The organism is Streptomyces sp. NPDC001568 (assembly GCF_042893755.1).
GTDB lineage: Bacteria > Actinomycetota > Actinomycetes > Streptomycetales > Streptomycetaceae > Streptomyces.
Map to the genome: position 1 here is coordinate 114,558 of NZ_JBIAVF010000021.1, position 19,493 is coordinate 134,050.

The following is a 19,493-nucleotide window of genomic DNA, read 5'->3' on the forward strand; positions in this document are numbered from 1 at the left end:
CCAGCAGGTCACGGGCCGGTTCGGGGCGGCGGGAGCGGTCAGTCCTTGCTGGCCGGCTCCCAGCCCATGCCCCAGCCGTACTCCAGGTCCACCGCCTGCTGCTTGAGGATGCCGGGCGGGAGCACGATGTACTTCGCCTCCCGCCGGACGATGAGCTCACCGCCCACGTTCTCGATCAGCGCGATCGCGGCCACCGGCGAAGGGACGGTGCATTCGTCCAGGCGGACCTCGATCGGCGGACCGACGGGCGGATACAACGTGGCGACGCCCTGCAGCCCCGCGAAGTTGGTGGCCCCGGCGTAGATGGACACGAACACCAGGAGGCGTTTGATGTCGGCGGTGTGATCGAGGTTGATCATGAGGTTCTCGCCCTCGTCACTGCCTCCCGTCCGGTCGTCCTGGTCCAGCAGGACGTACGGGGGCCGGTCGAACGAGCCGAACTGGTTGTTGATGGGGTGGACGATTCCCATCGTGCCGTTCTGCAGTTCCCACAGGCAGGAGAGGTCGAGGTCGACGTCCGCCAGCCGGACGGCCTCCATCCCCTTCCGCATCCAGCCGCGCGACGGCGTGGCGGCGCTCCACGTGAGGTTGACCCGCATGCCGCCGGAGGTGGCCCCCTGCTTGGCCAGCGATACGGCGGGCGCCGCCTTCGTCAAAGTGATCTTCGAGAGTCGTACGGGCTGGGTGTGCGCGGGCTGGGGGGTCCGCGCCGGCTGCGGGGCCGGCGCCGCCGGCCGGTGGACCGGGGGCGGACTCACCGGCTGCCGCACGGGCGCGGGTTGCGGCGCGGGCGCCGGCGGGGGCGGATCGTCGACCGTGATCCCGAAGTCGGTGGCGAGTCCTGCCAGCCCGGAGGCGTAGCCCTGGCCCACCGCGCGGAACTTCCACGCACCGCCGCGCCGGTACAGCTCCCCGAGCACGAACGCCGTCTCGGAGGTGGCACCCGTGGCGTCGAACCGGGCCGTCTCCGCGCCGCTGTCCGCGTCCAGCACGCGCACGAACAGACCGGCCACCTGACCGAACGTGCCGTCGGTGGAGGCCGCGACCACGACGGTCCCGATCTCCTGCTCGACCGCGGACAGCGTCACCGCGATGGTCTCCAGCGGGCCGGATCCGTCCTGGCGCCGGCCCTCGTGGCGCACGGCACCACTGGCGTGCACGGGCTGGTTGTAGAAGACGAAGTCCTCGTCCGACCTCACCTTGCCCGCCGCCGTCAGCAACAGCGCCGACACGTCCACGTCCGGCGCTCCCGGACCGCCCCGCCAGCCCAGTTCCACCCGGACCCTGGCACTCGGCACCGGTACGTTGGCGCCCTTCTGCAAGGACATGTGAATCCCCCTCCACGACGTCTCCCACTCCGTCGCAGCGTACGAGGTTTCGGCGGCCTCCCCTCCCCGAAGGGCGCGATTGCTGCCGCCGCGGCACAAGTTGCGGGAGCCCGTCCGGTGCGCATGTGGGGACGGAGCGCGTCGCCCGTGCGCGAAGGCGCGGGTCGGCGCCCGTGCGACCAGCAGGTTTCGTCGTGGAACGGGGAATCGGTGCCGGCACCGGTCGGCCAGCGGTGGACGGCGCCGGGGGAGGGCGCGACGATGAAGGTCCCACTGCTTTCCGCCCGGATTTCTCCGGGCGCGACGAGGCGATTGCGAGGTGTGGCGATGAAACTGCGACGTCTCGCCGCCGCGGCGGTTGTACCGGTTCCCCTCCTGTGCGTGTGGATCGCCCCGCCGGCCGCCGCGGCAAGCACGCACACCATCACCCTGACCGGAACGCTCTTCGTCGCGAACGCGGGAGGCATCGGCACGAGCGCGTCCAGCAAGACCTTCAACATGAACAGGACCGCTGACCTGAGCCACGACAGACCGACCGCCACGCTGGACATGTCGGCGTGCGTGGGCGGGGAATCCCGTGGCCAACTGAGCGTCCACCTCCAGCTCAGGCCCGACGAGATGGTCGTGGTCTCGCCCACCCTGCGACTCTACGAGGGATCGAGCTGTGGCTCGAACGATCTCGACGCCGAGGACCAGGGCATCCAGAAGGGGTTCAGGCCACGCCAGAGCATGACGGTGTCGCTGTCGGCCGCGAACGACGAGGCCTTCTCCGGCGACCTCACCACGACGGACTTCACCCTGAAACACACGGGCGGCACCGGAACGGGAATCGGCAGCCCGGCCGAACCGTCGGCCCTGGTGGCCACCAGGGCCGGCTCCGACCCGGTGGGCCTCACCCAGGTACAGCTGCAGTGGGAGAACCCCGCGACCGACGAGACGCACCTGGAGATCCGCAACACCACCCTCAACCAGTCCAAGGCAGTGGCCCCGGACGCCACGTCCTTCACCTGGCCCGACCTGCCCCTGGGCCGGCAGTGCTTCCAGATACGGGCGATCAACGCCGTCGGCCCGTCGGACTGGACACCGGTGAACGAACGGAGCGAGTGCGCCTGACGCCCGACCCGCGGATGTCGACGGGCATGATGGGCGGGTGATCACCATTCATCTGAAGTACGAGATCGACGTCGACAAGCTCGCGGACTTCGAGGAGTACGGGCGCCGTTGGGTCCGCCTGGTCAACCGGTTCGGCGGCACCCACCACGGCTACTTCCTGCCCAGCGAGGGCGACAGCGACATCGCCTACGCCCTCTTCTCCTTCCCCGGCTTCGCGGCCTACGAGCAGTACCGCACGGACAGCATGTCCGATCCGGAGTGCCAGGCGGCTTTCGACCTGGCGCGCGAGACCCGCTGCATCAAGCGGTACGAACGCCGCTTCCTGCGCCCGCTGGAAACCCCGGGCGACTGAACACGGGCCGTCTCACGCCTCGCGGTCCATCACGCGCCGGGCCGCCTCGGCCTCCGCCGCGGGCGGGGACAGTTCGTCGAGGGTGTCGAGCTCGTCGTCCGATGCCAGCTCCTGTTCCCAGGCGCCCGCGAGGCGCTCCTGATCGGCCCGCGGCCTGCCGGCGACGGCCTCCCGCTGCCGAGGTTCCAGTGCCGCGAGGAACCGCCCTACCGCGTCCGCGGTCATGTTGTACTCCTTCTTGCTCGGGGGAGGCGGCGCCGAAACGCGCAGCCGTGCCCGGCCCAGAATGCAGAACCGCCCCACCCCCACCGCCCCCGACACGTCGCCCGGCCACCCGAATGCCCGATGACCGGGTGGGCCGGGCGACGGCGGGGGAGTCGAACTCCCCGACGCGGGACCGGGCGGCCGTGCTCCCGGTCCGCTGCGGGGCGCGGTGGGTGTGACGGGGCGCGGATGGTGATCGATCCTCGGGCACGTGAGGAGTTCTTAGCATCAGAGGCCAAGTATTCGTTTCCGCCCCGCATGGACGACTACAAAGAACCGGACCGAACCAGGCCCGGCGACAAGGGTGATGCGAACCCGTCGTCGACCGGGGTGATGTCAAGGCGGTGGATGTGGCGTGCGTGAATGCGGCAGGATCGAACCGGCTGCGACGGGATTTCCGGCGGGGAGCGCGAGTTCCGATCTCCTCCAACTGACCGATGCCGTCGTACTGAAACCCGTTTCGTTTTCGGTGGAGGACGCTTCGGTGTCGGAATACCGGCTCCTCGTGTCGGCCGTCCGGTCCAGTACGGCGGAGGCGCTGTGGTTTCCCAGAAGAGCGGGGAGCGCGGAGGAATCGGTGCGCTACCTGCCCCTGAACATTCGATTGAGGGGCTTGTCCATCGAGTTGTACATCGAGTTCCTCGCGCAGAATTCCGATGTTCGGATCGTCGGGTTCCGCAACACCTTCGAGAACGGGCAGGCGCCGCCGGAGGCCTACTTCCGGTACGTGCGGGACTCGATGGCGCCCCCGGGCATGCCCCGTACGGCGGCCCTCCCGTTCGGCGGCGGCCCGTCCGACCTGGAGGCGGTGGCCGGCGTCGGACGTACGGCCTTGCCCGTGGGGCGCCGCCCCATGATCAACGCGGTGATCTGGCTGCACCGCAACAGCGACCCGAGGTGCACGGCGCGCGGGATCCTCGTGCTGTCGGAAATGCTGTGTGCGGCGGCCCGTTCCCCTCGATTGGCGGACGACGTTTCACGTATCTGGATGACCGGTGGCCCCTTGTCGATCGCGCCGTGGGCAGCCGCGTGACCGGCGTGCGATGAATTCCCGAAAGATTCTTCAAAGTTCTTCAAGGAATCACCCGTCCAAGGGCGTTGGGGCTCCGAAGAAGTGACGGAGAACCTCTCCGGGAGATCATTCCACCCCGCGCGATCAGTGATTCCCGTCCCGGGAATCCACGGAACAGGAGTGAATGTGATAGTCAAGCGTGCCGGTAGCCGTCTCGCGGTCATATCCGTCGTACCCGCCGCGGTGTTCCTGACCCTGGGCCTTTCCGGACCGGCCCTCGCCGATGAGGGCAAGGCGTACCAGATCGACCTGGCGCAGCTGAACGACTCCGGCTCCCGCGGCACGGTCATGTTGAGCCTCAAGGGCAAATTGCTGACCGTGCGCATCGAGTCCGAGGGCATGGTGCCCGGGCAGCCCTCGGCCCAGCACCTGCACGGCTCGACCAAGGGGCACGACTTCCACTGCCCCGACGCCAGTGACGACACCAACGGCGACGGCATCCTCAACAACACCGAAGCGACCGTCGACTACGGCGACATCAACATCTCGCTCACCACGTCCGGTGACACCAAGGCGACCAGCGGTCTCGCCGTGGACCGGATGCCCGTCGCCGACAAGCAGGGCAAAGTCTCCTACCAGCGGACCATCACCGTCGGTCAGGACGTGGTCGACCACATCAAGGACCTCCACGTCGTGCAGCACGGCATCGACCGCAACGACAACGACAAGTACGACTTCGACGGCGCCGGCAAGAGCGAACTCGACCCGAAGCTGCCCCAGGAGGCCACCGCTCCGACGAATTGTGGTGAGGTGAAGGGCGCTGCCGTGGGGTCCATCCCGGTCGGCGCCATCGAAACCGGTGGCGGGGACTCCGCGACGGACGCGGCGGTCCCGCTGGCGACGACGGCCGCAGCGGCGGTCCTCGCGTACGTCGCGATGGCGGGCGCGATGACGCTCGCGCGCAAGCGGGCCACCGTGGCCCCCGGCCGTACGAAGACCGAGGACGGCGCCGCGTGATGGGCATCGCGGTCGTCGAACCGACACGCCGGTCCCGCCGGATCGCGGGACCCGTCGCGGCGGCGGCCCTGGGGGCGTCGCTGCTGGTCGGATGCGCCGGCCAGGACCCGGCGCCGCCGGCCCCCCAGGGGCAGGCGGCGGGGAGCGGAGCACCGGCCGACGGGGCGGCGAAGGCGCCCGCCGCGAAGTCGCCCGGTGGGGAGGCGTCCGCCGGCCACGGGGCGCCCTCCGGCGGCGGATCCCCTGACGGGGCGGGCGCGGGGCGGGCCGAACCCGCCCTCGCCCGTTCGGAACCGCAGAAGATCACGATCCCGTCCCTCGGCCTGTCCAGCTCCCTGGAAACGCTGCGGCTGAACGGCGACGGAACGATGCAGACTCCGAAGGACCCCGGCCTCGCGGGCTGGTACGAGCCCGGGCCGACGCCCGGCTCCCAGGGTCCGGCCGTGATCGCCGGCCACGTCACGTGGAACGGCGCCTCGGCCGTCTTCGAGAAGCTGCGGACGATGAAGGCCGGCGACACCATCAAGGTGACGCGGCGCGACAACAAGACCGTCACGTTCACGGTGAACAAGGTCGCCGAGTATCCGAAGGCGCAGTTCCCCACGTTGGAGGTGTACAAGAACCTCGACCACGCGGGCCTGCGCCTGGTCACCTGCGGCGGCGACTTCGACCCGAAGAAGCACTACTACGACAGCAACGTCGTCGTCTACGCCCGCATGACGGGGACCGCCTAGCGGGCCCGCCCGACGGGGCAGGGCGGCCGGTCAGGCCGGCTGCCGCGTGCGGGACGGGAAGTGCCCGCGCGCCCCGGGCAGGTGCATGAACACGACGGCCGCCGTGGCCAGTAGGTCGGGCAGCGCCGAGAACAGCGCCCAACCATCCGGCCACGGCCCGTCCATGCCCGAGTCGGCGAACGTGAACAGCAGACTCAGCAGGGTGAGCACGGTCAGTACCGTCCGGGCCCACCCCCGGCCGGCCCTCATGTACCGGCCCACGGTCAACCAGCCGGCCAGCAGCACGGCCGTGATGCCGGCCGACACGGCGAGTTGACGGTAGGCGCCGGCCCTACCGGAGACCTCGCTCAGCTCGTCCAGACCCGTCGGCGCGACCAGGAAGGAGCCCAACACCCAGACCAGGAGCGCCGCCACGACGGCCAGGAGGGTGAGCCTCCACGCGGCGTCGACCTCCCGGGGCCGCCGGCCCGCCGGGCCGGCATCCGCCCCGCCCGTCCCACCCGTTCCGTCCGCGCCGCCCACCCGGTCCGTCATCCTCGGCCTCCTCGTCGTCCTGTCCGACCAGTGAGAGGCCCTCGGGAAGGATCCGGTTCCTCCTCCGCCCCGCGCGCACGCCTTTCGGACGTGGCCGGGAGTCCGTCGGCAGCGGCGCCCGGCGGCCGTACCCACCCCGTCGCAGGCGGGCAACTCGCCCGACAGGTCCCGGGAGGCCATGGCGCGGGCCAACGCCGCACCCGGACAAGGAGGGCGGCGACGAGCCGGGGAGGGGTTACCGAGTACGGCGGTCGCGGTCCCGGTCCCGGTCGCGGCCGCGGAGCCGGACGGTCAGGAAGGCGACCAGGGCCACGACGGCCAGCACCAGCACCACCTTGGACAGGACTCCGACGTACGTCCCCACCACGTCCCACTGGTCACCCAGCCAGTAACCGGCCATGACCAGGACGCTGTTCCAGATCAGGCTGCCCAGCGCCGTCAGCGTCAGGAACGTGGGCAGCGGCATCCGCTCCACGCCCGCCGGCACCGATACGAGGCTGCGGAAGACGGGCACCATCCGCCCGAAGAAGACGGCCTTCGTACCGTGCTTGGCGAACCACTTCTCGGTGCGCTCCAGATCGGAGGCCTTCACGAGCGGCAGCTTCGCCCAGATCGCGTGCATCCGCTCGCGCCCGAGGAGCAGACCTATCCAGTAGAGGGCCACGGCGCCCACGACCGAGCCGAGGGTGGTCCAGAACAGCGCCGAGCTCAGACTGAGGACGCCCTGCCCGGCCGCGAATCCGGTCAACGGCAGGATCACCTCACTGGGCAGCGGCGGGAAGAGGTTCTCCAGGGCGATCGCCAGGCCCGCCCCCGGGCCGCCGAACGTTTCCACGAGGCCGGAAGCCCAGCCCGCGAAGCCGTCGGTGGGTTTTTGGGGCGTCGCCACGGTCGTGAGGGTCATGGGGAATCTCCAGGAGGCGGGTCCGGTCGGCCGGGGAGGCGGCTGCCGCGCGCTCCCGTCCGTACGGGAAACCGCAGCTCAGCGCCGATATGAGGAGGTCCGTCCGATCCGGGTGGGATGTACCACGGTACCCACCCGCTGAGCGCCGCGGGACGGCGGGTCACCGCCCTACGCGGTGGGCGGCGAGGCGGTCGAGCGGCAGGGGCTCGGCGTCGGACGCCACGAGGAACGACAGGTGGGCGCGGACGGTACTGACGAACTCCGCGAGGTCGAGGAAGCCGCGTTCCCGCAGCGCCGGCACCACCTCCGTCGCGTCGGCGACCCGCCAGGCCCGCAACAGCCGCGCGCACTGCGCCGCGGTCTGCGACTCCTCCTCCTCGGCGGGAACCAGGGCGCCGCCGGTCGCGACGAGGTCCGCGGCGGTCCGGGTGAACGCCGGGTGATCGACGAGGGCGGCGACGACGGGCGTGCGCCAGTCCAGCAGCGTGGTGGCGCGCCACATCCGGGTGGCCAGCAGGGCGCCGGTCCGCGCCGCCGGCAGCGCCCGTTCGCGGGGGCGTAGCAGCGCCGCGTACGGTGCGGCCTCGAACCCGTCGGTGGGGAGGCACAGTTCGCGGAGGCCGGCCGCGAGTTCGGCCATGACGTCGCCCTGCCGGGGCGCGGGTGCCGCCAGGGTGGCGAGGAGTTCCCGGGCGGCGAGGTCGCGCAGGAAGGCGGGGAAGCCGGGCCAGGTCAGCGCCATCGCCTCGACGACCTGCTCGCAGCCCACGCCCGCGAGGCCGGCGTCCCCGGTGTCGGCGGCCCGGGCCGGAGCGTGCTCGGCCTGCGGCGCGGCGGCCACGGGCGGCAACGGGGTGGACCGCCAGGCCCGCAGGAAAACGGTTTCGGCGAGCGGGGTGGGCGCTCCCCGATACGTGAGGTGACCTCCGCCGCCCACCGGGGAGCGGCCCTCGGGTCGGGGCCCCGGCCGGCCCGCCAGGTAGCGCAGCGCGGTGAGCGCGTCGCGTCGCTTGATCCGGGGGCCGCCGCGGGCGTACCCGGCGACGAAGGCGGCCAGCTCACGGGGGTCGGCGCCGTCGCGGCGGGCGGCCTCCAGCACGGTGGGGGAGTCCCGCCGGGAGAAGGGCAGCCGCCGGGCGGCCTCCACGACCAGGTCGCCGGTGGCCCGGCCGACCGTCCCCGTACGGACGGCGTGGCGCACGGCGTGCCGCAGGTCCACCAGGGCCCAGCCGAGGGGCCGGTGGCCGGCTCCGGCGTCTGCGTGGACCAGCGCGACCTCGTCGTCCGCGACGATCTCCCCGTCCCGGTAGGCCCGGAACACCGAGCCGATGCCCACCATGCCGAACGGGGCGAGCTCCGCGGCGCGCAGCGCGCCCATGCTGGACGCTCCGTAGACCTCGACGCCCAGGTCGAGCAGGGCCAGCAACTCCTTGTGGCGGACGGCGCGGGACTGGAGGAAGAGGCCGTCGACGACGAGGAGGCGGTCCCCCCGCCGCAGGTCCCAGCGCAGGACCTGACCCGCCGCGACGGGCTCGCGGACCTCGGCGTCCGGCAGGTGCCGGAGCACTTCGGCGCGCGTCAGGGTGGGGCCGATGGTGACGACGGTGCGGGCCGTGCGGGGGGCGCCTGCGGCGCGGACGTCGTGTTCGGCGAGGGCGGTGGTCATCACGTCAGCTCCAGGCCGTGTGGTCGAAGGAGGCCCCCGGGACGACTACACGGACGACCGCGAAGGGCGAGCCGGGGGGCGTCAGGTCCGTGCGCAGCACGCGCAGGCCGTGGCGTTCGGCCGAGCGCACCAGCCCGGCGAGGTCCGCGTGGAGGTCGCGGGCCGCCGGGTGGTCGTCCGCGGGCGCGTCCCGGTGCCGTCCCAGGAGCGCGTCGCTGTCGGGACCGTCCGATGCGGGGCCGCTCCGTGCGACCGGACGGTCGACGGGGCAACGGATGGGCGGGAGGTCGTCGCGGGCCCCGGCGATCGCGGTGAGCCGGGACTGGACGGCCTCGGTGACCGCCCGGGAGAGGGCGACGTCGGCGTCGGGATGGGTGCCCGACCCGGAGAACCAGGCCGGCACGCCGGCCGACCAGAGGCGCGCGGCGAACGTCGGCACCCCCCACGGGCCCGTGCAGTCCACCACCTCGACGACGGCGCCGGCCCCCGCGCACCTGCGCAGCACGGCCGCGGCCGCGCCCGCCCGGCCGGGGCGGACCGGCAGGGCGCCCGACCACAGGCTCCCGGAGACGTGGACGCGGGCGAGGTCCGACCGCTCGACGACTTCCAGCAACGCGTGCAGGGTGGCCTCGGTGAGGGTGTTGCCGCCGGCGAGCCCGTTGCTGGAGGAGCCCGAACCCGTCGGCGGGATCCAGGTGCGGTGGACCCGCAGGTCCACGGTGACGGCCGCGGTCGGCAGCCAGGTCCGGCGCCCGTCGATCAGGTCCTCGGCCGGGCACCAACGCACGGGAGCGTCGGGCCGCGGCCGGTGGCCGGGGGCGGAGCCGAGGGCGTACGGGTCGTAGGTGAGCTCCCCGGTGAGGCCGGCCGTGCTCGCGGTGATCGCGTCGGGTCGCTCCTGCTCGGCGGCGTACGACTCGTAGGACTCCATCGCCGCCGATACGCGGGCGAGCGCGTGCGTGAACCCCTTGCCCTGTGACACCGACAGGTTGCGGGAGTTGGGGCGGACGGCCTGCCAGACCGGTACGCCGATGTCGTCGAGGCCCGTCAGGTCGGCCACGCGGGTGATCCCGGCGTCCGCCAGCAGCGGGCGCAGCCGCTGCCAGGTGGTCTCGGCGGCGACGACACGGTGGGTACCGAGCCGCTCGACGCTCCGTCGCGCAGTCGACGGGGAGGAGCCGGCCGCGGGGGCGGGGGCGGGGGCCAGGGGCGGGCGGGTCACGGTCCGGCAGGGCTGGCACGTCATCGGGGCGGGTCGCTTTCGGGAGAGGTGGAGGGAGGCCGTCCGCGGGCGGTGGGCGGCGAGCGACGGCTTCCCGTGCGAGGGGGACCGGCCGGGGCCCCGCCGGTGGGCGGTGCCCCGGCCGGCGGCGGGCGCGCAGCCGGGAGTCGGGGCGCGAACGCGGCTCGGCGGTTCCCCGCTACCGGCTTGCGAAGGTGCTGGCCGAGGTGGCGCCGAATTCCTGCTCCACCGCGCGGGCGAGTTCCGCCGCGAGTTCCGTCGCGAGGCCTACCGGGAGTTCCGCCGCGAGTTCTGCCATGGTGATCATCTCCGTTCGGGTGGTCGGCGCGGTCCGTCCGCGCCTTCCCCACGAGAACACCACGGGGCGGACGCGGCCCCTGTCCTGCGATCGGTCCATCCGGAGGATGACGGAGGGACGACGGCGGTACGGCGGCGGTACGACGGGAGTCGAGGCGCAGGTCAGCAGGCCGACAGCGACTGTTCCCAGTGGACGCCCGTCAGCGCCTCGGAGACCTCCCAGAGGCGGGCGCCGGCCGCCGGATCGTAGGCGTGGTCCGCCGCGTGCTCGATCGCGGGGAGCCCCCGCAGGGAGCCCGGGCCGCTCGGCCCGAAGTACTGCCCGCCCTGCGCGTCGGGGTCCGACGCGGCCCGCACCACGGACCAGGCCCCCCGGTCCTTGCCCTGTGCCACCACCGCCAGCGGTCGGCCGCGGCGCCGGAGCCACGGTGACGGCTCCCACATCGGGGGCCGGGCGGGCGTGAGGCCGTCGACCGCCCAACCGGGATGGGCGGCCAGACTCGACACGGCGCTGCCCGCGGCGCGCAGCCGACGGTCCAGCTCGAACGCGAACAGCAGGGCGGCGAGCTTGGAACGCCCGTAGGCCCTCATCGAACGGTACGCGCCCTGCCCGTGCAGGTCGTCGAAGTCGATCCGGGCCGGGGTGTGGGTGAGGCTGCCCAGGGAGACCACGCGTGCGGGCCCGGCGCTCACGAGCGCCGGCAGCAGTTGGAGGGTCAGGGCGAAGGGCCCGAGGTGATTGGTGCCGAGCATCAGCTCGAAACCGTCGCGGGTCTCGGCGCGCCGGGGCGCCGCGGTGACTCCGGCGTTGTTGACGAGGATGTCCAGGGGGCCCGCCGCGCGGATGGTGTCGGCCGCCTCGCGCACCGACTCCAGATCCGCGAGGTCGAGGCGGACCGAGGTGAACAGGACGTCGGGCGCGGAGCGGGCCAGCGCCGCCACCGCGGCCCGGGTCCGTTCGGGGCTGCGTCCGGCGAGGGTCACGTGGGCACCGGCCGAGGCGAGTTGCTCGGCCACGAAGAAGCCGATTCCGGACGTTCCGCCCGTCACGACGGCGGACCTGCCGCGGAGGTCGGGCAACAGCCGGGTGTTCCAGGACATGGGATTCCTTCCAGGGGCGGGTGCGGTGGGGCGGGTGCGGCGGGGCGGTGCCCGCGAAGGTCGCGGGCGCTTCCGGGCCTGCGCGCGGATCGGCGCTCCACGCGCCGGTCAACTGTGGTGGGAGCAGGGAAGGGGGCGGGCGTCGCCGGAGGCCGCCGGCGCGGGCCAACCGGTGACGCGCGGCAGCCGCAGGGCGAGGAACGAGGCGCGCGTCCTGCCCGCTGCGGCGGGCGCGCCGGTGGCATCGCCGGCGGTGGCGTCCGGGTCGGCGGCCGAGGCGCGGAAGGACCGGAACGGGTGAGGTGCGGACATGACATGGACCTTTCCGTGGAGCTCTCCGGAGCTCCAGCACACCGCCGATCCGTCCCGAGCCCCGTCCTCCGACCGGTCCGTTGGCAGGACGAACCTTGCGACGGCACCGGCGGCCGGCGAAGGGTGAGGAAAAGGGAAAGGGGACGGGTCCTGATGCGGGGAACGGAGCGGAACGGCTCAGGCGCGGACCGGCGCCGGGATGCCGAGGACCCGGTCGCGGAGCACCGGCAGTTCCTTGCGGACGCGCCCGACCTCGGAGGTGTCCAGTTCCGCGGTCACGACCTGTTCGCCGGACCCGCCTTCGGCCAGTACCCCGCCCCACGGGTGCACCGCCATGCTGTGCCCGGCCTGGCGCACACCGCCGTGCTCGCCCGCCGCCACGCAGGTGAGGAGGAAGACCTGCTCCTCGACGGCGCGGGTGCGCGCGAACAGTCGGAGGTGTTCGAGGCGTCCGGCCGGCCAGGCCGCGGGAACGACGATCAGCTCGGCGCCGGCGTCCACCAGGGCCCGGAAGAGCTCGGGGAACCGCAGGTCGTAGCAGATGGCCAGGCCCAACGTGCCGAAGTCGGTGGGCAGGGTGGTGGCCGCGTCCCCCGCTCCCAGCAGCACCGCTTCGCCGCTGTCGAACCCGTAGCGGTGGATCTTGCGGTAGTGGCCGCGCAGTTCGCCGTCCCGGTCGAAGACCAGCGCCGTGTTGTAGAGGGTGCCGTCGCGGCCGCGTTCCAGGATCGACCCGGCGTGCAACCACACGCCGGCCGCCCGGGCGGCCCGGGCCATGAGCGCGACGGTGGGCCCGTCCAGACCCTCGGCGTCCCGGTCCCACGTGTCGTGCGCCCACGCTCCCGCCGTCCACAGCTCGGGCAGGACCACGAGGTCGTCGCCCGCCCGCCGCACGATCGTACGGACCGCCCGGGCGCGGCGGTCCTCGGCGCTCTCGGTGGCGTCGACGCGGAGCTGGATGAGTGAGGCGCGCATGGTTTCTCTCCTGTCGGAAGGGGGGTTCAGGTGGGGCGCGGGTGCGTGAGGGAACCGAGCAGGGCGCCGACGGCGATGCCGGCCACCCAGCCCAGGCCGTAACGGCCCACCCAGGTCGAGGCGAGGGGGCCGTCGAACCAGGCGACCCGGGTGAAGAGCAGCCCGGCGCCGACGGCCACGGCCCAGGCCACCAGGCGGCCGGGGGCGAAGCCGGCGCGGTACCAGTACGGGCCGGTGCGGCGGACGTCGAGCAGCCCGGCGGGGTCGTAGGCCCGCCGGCGCAGCATGTCCGCGACGAACACCCCGGTCCACGCGGAGAAGGCCACCGCGAGCAGGGTGAGGAAGGAGACGAAGGTGGTCTGGAAGCTCCGGGCGACCGCCATGATCAGCGTGCCGAGGACCAGGCTCACGGCCGCGTTCAGGGACACCGCCCACACCCGGGGCAGCCGTACGCCCAGGGTCTGCGCGGTGAACCCGGCGGAGTACATCGACATCGCGTTGATCAGGACCATCCCGACCACCGCCGTCAACAGGTAGGGCACGGCGAGCCATTCGGGCAGCAGCCCGCCGATGAACGCGACGGGGTCGGGTGCTCCCGCCAGGCCCGGGTTGCCGACGGCGAGGACCGCGCCCACGGTGACGAGCGGCGTGACCACGACGGCGGCGCCGGCGACGGTGGTGGCGACCATCGCGGTCGTGGAGGCGGTCCGGGGCAGGTACCGGGTGAAGTCCGGCGCGGAGGGCACCCAGCTGATCCCGCCCGCCGCGATGGTGCCGATCCCGGCGATGAGCACGGCCGTCGAGCCGCCCGGACGGTGCCACACGACGGACCAGTCGGTGGTGGCCGCCACGCGGGCGATGACGAGGACGCTGAATCCGCCGAACAGACAGGCCGCCCACAGGCCGGCCCGGAGCAGGGTCGCCCGGCCGAGGCCGGACACGACGAAACTGCCCGTCACGAACAGGGCGAGCGCGGCGACGATCAGTACGGTGCTCTCCCCGGTCCCCGTCAGCAGCCGCAGGACGGTGAGCAGCGCGTAGGCGCCGGTGACGGCGTTGATGGTCTCCCAACCCCAGCGGGCCACCCAGATCACGGTGCCGGGCAGCAGATTGCCGCGGGTACCGAACACGGCGCGGGCGAGCGCCATTCCGGGCGCCCCGCCGCGCCTGCCGGCGACGGAGACGACGCCGACGATCCCGTACGAGAGCACGGGCGCGACGACCGCGACGACCAGCACCTGGGCCAAGGAGAGCCGGCCCGCGACGGTCAGGCCGGCGCCCATGGCGAGCAGCAACACGCTGGTGTTGCCCGCCATCCAGGTGGGGAACAGGCCGCGGACCCGGGCCGTGCGCTCCGCGTCGGGCACCGGTTCCAGGCCGCGGGTCTCGACGGCGTCCGCCAACCGACGACCGAGGGTCCGGCGACCGCGGGGCGGACGGGCCGGGGGCGGACGGCCGACGGGGCCGGCGATGCGAGTCATGACGCCACCGTCCCACCGCGTCGGCGCCGCCCCTGTCGTCCGGTCGGACGAGCGGCAGCACGGCGGGCACCGCACCGACCGCTCCTCCGCACCATCCATCGACTGCATGACCGATCGTCCGCCGCCGCGCTCCTAGCGTGGGATCGGCGTCCCGTGCGACCGACCGACGGACCCGACGGCGGCGCCCCGCCGAAGGAGAACGCGATGAAGCCCAGAACCCTCGCAGGGGCCGCAGGGGCCGACCTCCGCGCCGGCCGGGGCGCCGCCCCGCAGCGGCGCCCCTACCCGGTGCTGCTGCCGAGGGGGGTGATCGGCAGGGAGCCGGCGAAGACGCTGTGCCTGGTCCGCGGGCGCGGCGCCGTGGTGTGGGACAGCGCCGGACGGCAGCTCATCGACACCCTCGCGGGCCTCGGTCAGTGCGCGGTCGGCTACGGGCGCGCGGAACTGGCCGACGCCGCCGCGGCCCAGATGCGCGAACTGTCCGCGTTCCCCCTGCACGCGGGACCCGTCAACGAACCCGCGCTGCTCCTCGCCCAGCGACTGGCCGAGCTGTCGCCCGTCCCCGGCAGCCGGGTGTCCTTCACCAGCTCCGGCAGCGAGGGCGTGGAGACGGCTCTCAAACTCGCCCGGCTCGCCCACTTCCAGCACGACGGCAGCGACCGCCCCCTGGTCCTGGCGCTCGACGGCGGCTACCACGGCATGACGGCCGGAGCCCTCGCGGTCACCACCCTGGCCGCGGCCCACCGCGGCCTCGGGCCGCCGCCCGGGCACGTGATCCGGCTGACCCGGCCGGATCCCGCGCGCCTCGGTCCTCTTCCCGTGCCCGCGCTCCTCGCGGAACTCGAACGCGCCCTCGGGCGGGCCGGCCCGCACCGGGTGTCCGCCCTCATCGGCGAACCCGTCCTCGGCGTCGCCGGCAACATCGTCCCGCCCGAGGGCTACTGGGCCGGCGTCCGCCGCGTCCTGGACGAGCACGGCATCCTGCTGATCGCCGACGAGGTCGCCACCGGCTACGGCCGCACCGGCGACTGGTTCGCCGCGCCCCGGTTCGGCATGCACCCCGACCTGGTGGTCACGGCCAAAGCCCTGACCAGCGGCTACATCCCGATGGGAGCCGTCCTGACGGGAGCGCGGGCCCTGCGCATGCTGGACGGTTTCCCGCTGCTGCACGGCTTCACGGCGAGCGGGCACGCCACCGCCGCGGCCGTCGCCCTGGCCAACCTGGACATCATCGAGCGGGAGCGGCTCGCGCAGCGCGCGGCGGAGACCGGCGCCCGGCTGCTCGCGGCCCTGCGGCCGCTGGAGGAACTGCCCTGGGTCCGCGCGGTGCGCGGCCGCGGCCTGATGCTGGCCGTCGAACTCACGGAGGACCCCGCCGTCGCCGAACGGGCCCGGCTGCTGCCGGGGCGGGCCGCCGAGGCCGGGGTCCTCATCCCGCACGCCCACCCCGTCATCCGGCTCACCCCGCCGCTGGTGATCACCGACGTGCAGGCGCAGCGCGTCGCCGACGTGGTGACGGGCGAGGTGCGCCGACTGGGCGGCTGACCCGCACCGACCGCCCGCGCCCGCGACGGCGTCCTCCGCCGGTTCGGACGCCCCCGAACGGCGGAACTCGGCCGGACCCGCGCGTCCCGCCGGGCCGGGCCACCGCCCCCGCGCCCCCGCACCGACGTACGTTGCAGCTGTCATCGCGCAGGCCGGAACCAGGAGTACGGGGGCACCGTGGGCACAGAGGCCCGGGAAGTCGAACCGCGGACGTTCTTCGGACATCCACGAGGACTCGCGACGCTGTTCCTCACCGAGATGTGGGAGCGGTTCAGCTACTACGGAATGCGCGCCCTGCTGGCCGTCTACCTGGCGGCTCCGGTCGCCGAGGGCGGCCTCGGCTACTCCACCGGCACGGCGGTGGCGATCTACAGCGTGTACGTCTCCATGGTGTACCTGCTGACACTGCCCGGGGGTTGGGTCTCCGACCGCTTCCTCGGGCCGCGGCGGTCCGTCACGACCGCCTGCGTGATCATCATGATCGGGCACTTCCTGCTGGCCGTGCCCACCACCGCGTTCTTCTTCGCCGGCCTGTTCTTCGTCGCGGTCGGCTCGGGCCTGGTGAAGGCCAACATCTCGACGATGGTCGGCCACCTCTACCAGGGGCCGCTGGAGGAGCGCCGGGACAGCGCCTTCACGATCTTCTACATGGGCATCAACCTCGGTGCCTTCTTCGCCCCGTTGGTCATCGGCACGATCGGCCAGAAGGTCAGCTACCACCTCGGGTTCGCGGTGGCCGGCGTGGGCATGGCCCTGGGGCTGGCCCAGTACCTGCTGGGCCGGCGCTCGCTGAGCCCGCACAGCGACCTCGTCCCCTCCCCGATGGGCGCGGCCGATCGGCGGGCCATGCTGCGCAAGGGGCTGCTCTGGCTGCTCGTACCGGTCGTCTTCTACCTCGTCGTCGGCCTCTCCGGGCACTACACCCTGAACTGGGTGATGGTCCCGCTCACCGTGCTGGGGCTGGTCTTCCCGGCGTGGACGCTCACGCGGATCCGGCGGGACCCGGAACTGACCCCGGCCGAGAAGTCCCGGGTGTCGGGCTACATCTGGCTGTTCGTCGCGGCGGCCGTCTTCTGGATGGTCTACGACCAGGGCGGCTCCACCCTCAACATCTTCGCCGACGAGAACACCGACACCACGTTGTTCGGCTACGACTTCCCCTCCAGCTGGTTCCAGTCGCTGAACCCGCTGTTCATCATGTTGCTCGGCCCGGTGTTCGCCTGGCTGTGGCAGTGGCTGGCCCGCCGCGACCGCGAGCCGTCCACACCGGCCAAGTTCGGCATGGGACTCATCCTGGTGGGACTGTCCTTCGCGGTGTTCCTGCTGGCCCTGGCAGCGGCGGAGGGCGGAGCCCAGGTCACCCCGCTCTGGCTGGCCCTCATCTTCCTGATCCAGACCCTGGGCGAGCTGTGCCTGTCGCCGGTGGGCCTGTCGGCGACGACGAAACTCGCGCCGGAGAAGTACGGCAGCCAGATGATGGGCGTCTGGTTCCTCGCGGTGACCGCCGGCGACTGCGCCACCTCGCTCGCCGCCATCGCCGGGGCGAACCTGAACGGCCTCCCGGTCGTGGCGGTGGAGGTGCTGGTCGCCGTCGGGGCGGGCGTGGCCGTGCTGCTGGCCCGCAAGGCCGTGGCCGCCCGCTTCCTCGGGCACCACTGACGGCCCCTGCTCCGTCCGGTCGGGGAGCGGGAGCGACCGGCACCGCCTAGCGTGGGGCGCGTGAACGGATACGCGGCGGTCTACGAGGTGCGCTCCAGCGGCACGGACGCAACCCTCACGGACGAGGTCTTCACGGACGGAATCGCGAGGGACCGCACCGGCCCCGACCGGATCGGCACGGTGCACGCCGCCGAGATCGACGACTCCGGAACGCTCCCCGGACCGCTCACCCTGTGCGGCATGAGCACCGCCGACCTGCGCCCCGCACCGGGCGACCGGCCCGGGGAGGCCGGCGAGTCCTGGTGGCCGCCCATCAGCGGCGCGGTGATCTGCGCGGCCTGCGACCGCGACACCTGAGCACCACCGGCGTCGCACCGGCCGCGCCGGTGCGTCGCGGGCAGGTGGCTACGAGACCAGCCAGGGCAGGTCGTGGCCCATCCGGTCCCGCTTGGTGACCAGGTAGCGAATGTTGTGGTCGCCGGCGGGCGCGGCGAGCGGCTCCGTACGACCGACGCGCACGCCGTGGGCGGCCAGGGACGCCGTCTTGGCGGGGTTGTTCGTCAGCAGCCGGCACGCGTGGACGCCCAGGTCCTTCAGGACGTCCGCGGCCACCCCGTAGTCCCGCGCGTCGGCCGGCAGACCGAGGTCCAGGTTCGCGTCCACGGTGTCGCGGCCCGCCTCCTGGAGTTCGTAGGCGCGCAGCTTCTGCACCAGGCCGATGCCACGGCCCTCGTGGTCGGGCAGATAGAGGACCACGCCCCGCCCGTGCCGGGCGATCCGCCGCAGGGCCTCGTCCAGTTGCGGGCCGCAGTCGCAGCGCAGCGAGCCGAAGACGTCCCCGGTCAGGCAGGCGGAGTGCAGTCGGACGGGTACGTCGGCGTCGGCTCCGGCCAGTTCGCCGTGCTCGTCGAGACCTCCCGCGACCAGGGCGACGTACTCGGAGTCCGTGCCGGTGGCCCGGTAGGCGACCGCGGTGAACTCGCCGAAGGCCGTGGGCAGGGCGACGGTCGCGACGCGTTCCACCGCGGGTTCCGTCCGGCGCCGGTACGCGGCGAGGTCCTCGATCGAGATGACCGCGAGAGCGTGCTCGGCGGCCAGCACCAGCAGTTGCGGCAACCGGGCCATGGTCCCGTCCTCGTTGACGACCTCCGCTATCACGCCGACGGGCGGCAGACCGGCCAGGCGCATCAGGTCCACGGAGGCCTCGGTGTGTCCCGGCCGGACGAGCACCCCGCCCGCGACGGCCCGCAGCGGGAACACGTGCCCCGGGCGGGTGAGTTCGTCCGGCCCGGTGGCGGGATCGGCGAGGAGACGTACGGTACGGGCCCGGTCGGCGGCGGAGATGCCGGTGGTGATGCCGTCACGGGCGTCGGTGGACACCGAGTAGGCGGTGCCCTTCGGGTCCTCGTTGACCGCGGTCATCGGGGGCAGCCGCAGGCGGTCGAGGTCGTCCGCCGGCATGGGGGCGCAGATGACACCGGAGGTGTGGCGGACCGTGAAGGCCATCAGGGCGGGCGTGGCGAGCGCGGCCGAGAAGACCAGGTCGCCCTCGTTCTCCCGGTTCTCGTCGTCGACGACGATCACGGGGCGGCCCGCGGCGATCTCCCGGACGGCGTGCTCGACGGAGTCGAGGACGCCCCGGGCGGCCTGCGGACCGCGGGAGCGGCCGGCGGCACCGGTGGCGGTGGTGGGAGTACTGGTCATGGCTGGGGCCCTCCGGCCTTCGGCCCGACGCCGCCCCGCTGGCGGACGTGGGGGTTTCTCCGAGTAGGCCATCTCGAGCACGGGGCCCGTGTCCTGCGATCGGGTGAGCGCGGGGTGGGCGCCGAGTGGTCCGGCCGCCGGTGGATGTGAGTGGTCGCGATCGGCGGCAGGGTGCCGGGCGCGCCGTGGCGCGGGCGGAGCGCGCGGGAGGTCCGTGGGGGGACGACGCCCGTGCGCCTTCTCACGCGGCCC

General features: G+C 73.3%; 19 protein-coding genes. 8 read left to right on the forward strand and 11 right to left on the reverse strand.

All coding sequences use genetic code 11. The features are described 5' to 3' along the window. Positions 1 to 38: 38 nt before the first annotated feature. Entirely contained in the window at positions 39 to 1,328 is a 1,290-nt protein-coding gene (locus ACFY0I_RS32535; RefSeq protein WP_388902462.1) for a TerD family protein, read from the reverse strand. Between the two features lie 327 nt (positions 1,329 to 1,655). Here ACFY0I_RS32535 and ACFY0I_RS32540 point away from each other — a divergent pair, with 327 nt between their 5' ends. Both ACFY0I_RS32540 and ACFY0I_RS32545 read left to right on the forward strand, forming a co-directional pair. Then, positions 1,656 to 2,441 (forward strand): fibronectin type III domain-containing protein, encoded by a 786-nt coding sequence (locus tag ACFY0I_RS32540; RefSeq protein WP_388902464.1) that lies wholly within the window; start codon positions 1,656 to 1,658, stop codon positions 2,439 to 2,441. Between the two features lie 37 nt (positions 2,442 to 2,478). Further along, complete coding sequence (locus tag ACFY0I_RS32545; RefSeq protein WP_281204776.1) at positions 2,479 to 2,793, forward strand: NIPSNAP family protein; 315 nt, start codon at positions 2,479 to 2,481, stop codon at positions 2,791 to 2,793. Between the two features lie 12 nt (positions 2,794 to 2,805). On the opposite strand, the gene ACFY0I_RS32550 is transcribed toward ACFY0I_RS32545, so the two are convergent. Next, positions 2,806 to 3,018: a hypothetical protein gene (locus tag ACFY0I_RS32550; RefSeq protein WP_388902465.1), complete on the reverse strand. Its 213-nt coding sequence runs from the start codon at positions 3,016 to 3,018 to the stop codon at positions 2,806 to 2,808. 652 nt (positions 3,019 to 3,670) lie between these two features. Here ACFY0I_RS32550 and ACFY0I_RS32555 point away from each other — a divergent pair. The 3 genes from ACFY0I_RS32555 to ACFY0I_RS32565 all read left to right on the forward strand — a co-directional run bounded on the left by ACFY0I_RS32555 (position 3,671) and on the right by ACFY0I_RS32565 (position 5,820). Continuing rightward, positions 3,671 to 4,090 carry a ribosome-inactivating family protein gene (locus ACFY0I_RS32555; protein WP_388902466.1) on the forward strand — a complete coding sequence of 140 codons (420 nt, stop codon included), beginning with the start codon at positions 3,671 to 3,673 and terminating at the stop codon, positions 4,088 to 4,090. A gap of 168 nt (positions 4,091 to 4,258) precedes the next feature. Continuing rightward, on the forward strand, positions 4,259 to 5,086 hold the full coding sequence (locus ACFY0I_RS32560; RefSeq protein ID WP_388902561.1) for a hypothetical protein: 828 nt from the start codon (positions 4,259 to 4,261) through the stop codon (positions 5,084 to 5,086). Beyond that, on the forward strand, positions 5,086 to 5,820 hold the full coding sequence (locus ACFY0I_RS32565; protein ID WP_388902563.1) for a class F sortase: 735 nt from the start codon (positions 5,086 to 5,088) through the stop codon (positions 5,818 to 5,820). Before ACFY0I_RS32560 ends, ACFY0I_RS32565 begins: the two co-directional genes overlap by 1 nt. Before the next feature lie 30 nt (positions 5,821 to 5,850). Here ACFY0I_RS32565 and ACFY0I_RS32570 read toward each other — a convergent pair whose 3' ends face one another. The 8 genes from ACFY0I_RS32570 to ACFY0I_RS32605 all read right to left on the reverse strand — a co-directional run bounded on the left by ACFY0I_RS32570 (position 5,851) and on the right by ACFY0I_RS32605 (position 14,333). After that, the gene (locus ACFY0I_RS32570; protein ID WP_388902467.1) at positions 5,851 to 6,354 is read right to left on the reverse strand and encodes a hypothetical protein; all 504 of its coding nucleotides are present in this window, start codon (positions 6,352 to 6,354) and stop codon (positions 5,851 to 5,853) included. 235 nt (positions 6,355 to 6,589) lie between these two features. After that, complete coding sequence (locus tag ACFY0I_RS32575; protein ID WP_388902468.1) at positions 6,590 to 7,258, reverse strand: DedA family protein; 669 nt, start codon at positions 7,256 to 7,258, stop codon at positions 6,590 to 6,592. A 160-nt stretch (positions 7,259 to 7,418) separates the two neighbouring features. After that, positions 7,419 to 8,924 (reverse strand): TfuA-like protein, encoded by a 1,506-nt coding sequence (locus ACFY0I_RS32580; RefSeq protein WP_388902469.1) that lies wholly within the window; start codon positions 8,922 to 8,924, stop codon positions 7,419 to 7,421. Positions 8,925 to 8,928: 4 nt separating this feature from the next. Beyond that, positions 8,929 to 10,146 (reverse strand): YcaO-like family protein, encoded by a 1,218-nt coding sequence (locus tag ACFY0I_RS32585; protein ID WP_388902470.1) that lies wholly within the window; start codon positions 10,144 to 10,146, stop codon positions 8,929 to 8,931. Positions 10,147 to 10,626: 480 nt separating this feature from the next. After that, a complete protein-coding gene (locus ACFY0I_RS32590) occupies positions 10,627 to 11,565 on the reverse strand; it encodes an oxidoreductase (protein ID WP_388902471.1) in 939 nt (312 codons plus the stop codon). A 108-nt stretch (positions 11,566 to 11,673) separates the two neighbouring features. Further along, the gene (locus ACFY0I_RS32595) at positions 11,674 to 11,877 is read right to left on the reverse strand and encodes a hypothetical protein (RefSeq protein WP_388902473.1); all 204 of its coding nucleotides are present in this window, start codon (positions 11,875 to 11,877) and stop codon (positions 11,674 to 11,676) included. A gap of 177 nt (positions 11,878 to 12,054) precedes the next feature. After that, positions 12,055 to 12,852 carry a nitrilase-related carbon-nitrogen hydrolase gene (locus ACFY0I_RS32600; RefSeq protein ID WP_388902475.1) on the reverse strand — a complete coding sequence of 266 codons (798 nt, stop codon included), beginning with the start codon at positions 12,850 to 12,852 and terminating at the stop codon, positions 12,055 to 12,057. 26 nt (positions 12,853 to 12,878) lie between these two features. Further along, a complete protein-coding gene (locus tag ACFY0I_RS32605; RefSeq protein ID WP_388902477.1) occupies positions 12,879 to 14,333 on the reverse strand; it encodes a purine-cytosine permease family protein in 1,455 nt (484 codons plus the stop codon). 204 nt (positions 14,334 to 14,537) lie between these two features. Here ACFY0I_RS32605 and ACFY0I_RS32610 point away from each other — a divergent pair, with 204 nt between their 5' ends. The 3 genes from ACFY0I_RS32610 to ACFY0I_RS32620 all read left to right on the forward strand — a co-directional run bounded on the left by ACFY0I_RS32610 (position 14,538) and on the right by ACFY0I_RS32620 (position 17,894). After that, the gene (locus tag ACFY0I_RS32610; RefSeq protein ID WP_388902478.1) at positions 14,538 to 15,878 is read left to right on the forward strand and encodes an aspartate aminotransferase family protein; all 1,341 of its coding nucleotides are present in this window, start codon (positions 14,538 to 14,540) and stop codon (positions 15,876 to 15,878) included. A gap of 177 nt (positions 15,879 to 16,055) precedes the next feature. Continuing rightward, complete coding sequence (locus ACFY0I_RS32615; protein ID WP_388902480.1) at positions 16,056 to 17,537, forward strand: peptide MFS transporter; 1,482 nt, start codon at positions 16,056 to 16,058, stop codon at positions 17,535 to 17,537. Positions 17,538 to 17,597: 60 nt separating this feature from the next. Continuing rightward, positions 17,598 to 17,894, forward strand: a complete 297-nt coding sequence (locus ACFY0I_RS32620) for a hypothetical protein (RefSeq protein WP_388902482.1) — start codon at positions 17,598 to 17,600, stop codon at positions 17,892 to 17,894. A gap of 48 nt (positions 17,895 to 17,942) precedes the next feature. Here the strand turns inward: ACFY0I_RS32620 and ACFY0I_RS32625 are convergent, their stop codons facing one another. Beyond that, positions 17,943 to 19,241, reverse strand: a complete 1,299-nt coding sequence (locus ACFY0I_RS32625) for a bifunctional 3,4-dihydroxy-2-butanone-4-phosphate synthase/GTP cyclohydrolase II (RefSeq protein ID WP_388902483.1) — start codon at positions 19,239 to 19,241, stop codon at positions 17,943 to 17,945. Between the last annotated feature and the right edge of the window lie 252 nt (positions 19,242 to 19,493).